Source organism: Actinomadura sp. NPDC048032 (genome assembly GCF_040653175.1).
Taxonomy (GTDB): Bacteria; Actinomycetota; Actinomycetes; order Streptosporangiales; family Streptosporangiaceae; genus Spirillospora; species Spirillospora verrucosospora.
In genome coordinates this window covers 1-2,930 of the sequence record NZ_JBEZJP010000654.1, presented here as the reverse complement: position 1 = coordinate 2,930, position 2,930 = coordinate 1, and the positions used below count along the sequence as shown (strand labels likewise).

Below are 2,930 nucleotides of genomic sequence, written 5' to 3'. Positions count from 1 at the left end.
GTGACGACGGGCGGCGACCTGGTCATCGACCGCCCGGACGGGCGGGTCGCGACGCTGTGCCGCCCCGGCCAGCCCGACCGGCAGGTGTCGCTGATGCGGCGGCCGATGGCGGAGCTGCTGGCCGAGGAGCTGCGGCGCCTCGACCCCGACGAGGTCTACCGCGACGCCGCCGCCCGGTTCGCCAAGGACCTGGCGGGCGGGACGCAGAAGCCGGGCGTGGCGAGCGAGCCGGTGTCGGCGACGTCCGACGCGGCCGCGCCGCCCAGGAAGCAGGCGACGGCCAAGCGGGCGGGAGCCGGGCAGGCGGACTCGAAGCAGGCGGACTCGAAGCAGCCGGCGCGCAAGGGCCGCGGCAGGACGGGGGACGCGTGACCGCCCCGACCGTCCTGGTCCACCGCGACCAGGCCCTGCTCGCCGAGGCGGCCGCCGCCCGGCTCGTGACGCGGATCGCCGACGCCCAGGCGGCGCGGGGCACGGCGTCGGTGGTGCTCACCGGCGGCGGCGTCGGCACGGCGGTGCTCGCCGCGCTGGCCGCCTCCGGCGCCCGCGACGCGGTCGACTGGGGCCGGCTCGACCTGTGGTGGGGCGACGAGCGCTTCCTGCCCGCCGGAGACCCCGAGCGCAACGAGACCGGGGCGCGGGCGGCGCTGCTCGACCACGTCCCGCTGGATCCGGCGCGGGTCCACGCGATGCCGGCGGCCGACGGCCCGGACGGCGACGATCCGGACGCCGCGGCCGAGCGGTACGCCGCCGAGCTGCGGTCCGCCGCCGGAACGGGGGGCGGACCGGTCCCGGCCTTCGACGTGGTGATGCTGGGCGTCGGCCCCGACGCGCACGTGGCGTCGCTGTTCCCGGAGCTGCCGGCGCTGCGCGACGAGGGAGCGGTGGCGGCGGTGCGGGGCGCCCCGAAGCCGCCCCCGACCCGGATCTCGCTGACGTTCCCCTCCCTGCGCGCCGCGGACGAGGTGTGGCTGCTGGCGGCGGGCGAGTCCAAGGCGAAGGCCATCGGGCTCGGGCTGGCGCCGGACGCGGACCCCTTCCACGTCCCGTGCGCGGGGGCCCGCGGGCGGAGCCGGACCCTGTTCCTGCTCGACCGGGCCGCCGCGTCCGAGCTTCCGCCGGGTACGGGGCGCGTCATCGCCCCTTGAACCCCGCGTGAAGTAAGGCCCGTACACCTGGGAGAAGACTGAACAGTAGCGGTGCTCCCGCATGCCTCGGCCGAAAGCGTGCATACCTTCACCAAGGGAAAACCCGCGTCGAGCGTGAGGAGTTCTCAGGTGCTCAAGGGTCGGACCGGGACGGTGGGAGCGGCGGTCGCCGGGGCGGCGGTGATCGCCGCCGCGGGCTGCTCGTCCGGTGGCGGCGGAGGAGGGGGCGGTGACGGCGGCGAGGCCGGGGGCGCGGTGAAGCTCGCCGTCACGCCCGCCACCGGGACGCGGCAGGCGGCCCCGGACAAACCGGTCACCGTCACGGCGGACAACGGCACGCTCACGAGCGTGACCGTCACCTACGGCAAGAAGGGCGAGAAGGCCGCGGGGAAGCTCGCCCCCGACAGGAAGTCGTGGACGTCGTCGTGGACGCTGCGGCCGTCCACGACGTACACGGTCACGGCCAAGGCCACCGGGGACGGCGGCAAGCAGGCCACGACGACGTCGACGTTCACGACGCTGACGCCGCGCAGGAAGCTGGAGAGCGGCATGTCGCCGCTGGACGGCGAGACCGTCGGCGTCGGCATGCCCGTCCAGCTGCTGCTGTCCAAGCCGGTGAGCACCAAGGCCGGCAAGGCGGCGGTGGAGAAGGCCCTCGAGGTCCGCATGTCCAAGCCGGTCGAGGGCGCCTGGTCCTGGATCGGCGACAAGGAGGTCGACTTCCGGCCCCGCGACTACTGGCCGTCCGGGCAGAAGGTGGAGGTCGTCGCGCACCTGGCGGGGCTGAACGCCGGCGGGGGCATGTACGGGATGAAGGACCGCACCGTCGGCTTCACCGTCGGGCCGCGTCACATCACCACCGTCGACGCCAAGAAGCACCGGGCGACGGTCACCGACGGCGGCAGGACGGTGCGGACGATGAAGGTGAGCCTCGGCAAGCCGGGCCACGACAGCTACAGCGGCACCATGATCGCGCAGGAGAAGGCGGCGCACATCGTCATGGACTCGGCCACCACCGGCGACCCCGGCGAGTACCGGATCCCGACGAAGTGGAACGTCCGGCTCACCTACAGCGGGACGTTCGTCCACTCGGCGCCGTGGTCGACCGACGCGCAGGGCAACGACAACGTCAGCCACGGGTGCGTGAACGCCTCCCCGGGCGACGCCAAGTGGTTCTACGACTTCACCAACCGGGGCGACGTGGTGAAGGTGACCGGCACGTCGCGGCAGCTCCAGTTCGGGAACGGGCCGACGCCGTGGGCGAAGTCCTGGGACGCATGGCTGAAGGGCAGCGCGGTGGGCGAGCCGGTCATGGGCACGCCCCTCGCCTGAGGCCACCGGCGCCGTCCGCGACCCCACTGGCACACTTGGTGCCATGCAGAAGCTCTCGTTGGACGCACAGGTCCGGGGCCTGATGAAGCGCGCCGCCGCGGCCTCGACCGGGCGCGGCGCCGAGACCGTGTACGGCGGGCACGAGCACGTCCTGCGCCAGACGCTGATCGCCATGACGGCGGGCACTGTGCTGGCGGAGCACGAGAGCCCCGGCGAGGCGACGGTCCTGGTCATGCAGGGCCGCGTGCGGCTGGTGGCCGGCCAGGACTCCTGGGACGGCATCGCCGGGGACCTGCTGATCATCCCGGACGCGCGGCACAGCCTGGAGGCGCTGGAGGACGCCGCGGTGCTGCTCACCGTGGCCAAGCCCGGCTGACCGGGCGGTGAGGCGCCGGCCGCGCCGAGGGCGGTGGCGGCGAGGAGACCGCCGAGCGCCCTCCCGGCGGTGAC

The 2,930-nt window shown here is 74.8% G+C and carries 4 protein-coding genes; all 4 read left to right on the top strand.

Translation table 11 applies throughout. The annotated features are described in order from the left end of the window. Positions 1-372 (top strand): OpcA/G6PD domain-containing protein (locus AB0C69_RS40635; RefSeq protein WP_360361874.1); only part of this gene is annotated, 372 nt, incomplete at its 5' end. Continuing rightward, positions 369-1,148 carry a 6-phosphogluconolactonase gene (gene pgl, locus AB0C69_RS40630; protein WP_360361871.1) on the top strand — a complete coding sequence of 260 codons (780 nt, stop codon included), beginning with the start codon at positions 369-371 and terminating at the stop codon, positions 1,146-1,148. The genes AB0C69_RS40635 and pgl, both read left to right, overlap by 4 nt. A gap of 129 nt (positions 1,149-1,277) precedes the next feature. Then, entirely contained in the window at positions 1,278-2,480 is a 1,203-nt protein-coding gene (locus tag AB0C69_RS40625) for an Ig-like domain-containing protein (RefSeq protein ID WP_360361868.1), read from the top strand. Between the two features lie 43 nt (positions 2,481-2,523). Further along, positions 2,524-2,856, top strand: coding sequence for a cupin domain-containing protein (locus AB0C69_RS40620; protein WP_360361866.1), 333 nt, complete (start codon positions 2,524-2,526; stop codon positions 2,854-2,856). Positions 2,857-2,930 lie beyond the last annotated feature (74 nt).

Excerpts from the sequence above, each read along its gene's own strand:
- AB0C69_RS40620 (WP_360361866.1), top strand. The coding sequence starts at position 2,524 with ATGCAGAAGCTCTCGTTGGACGCACAGGTCCGGGGCCTGATGAAGCGC.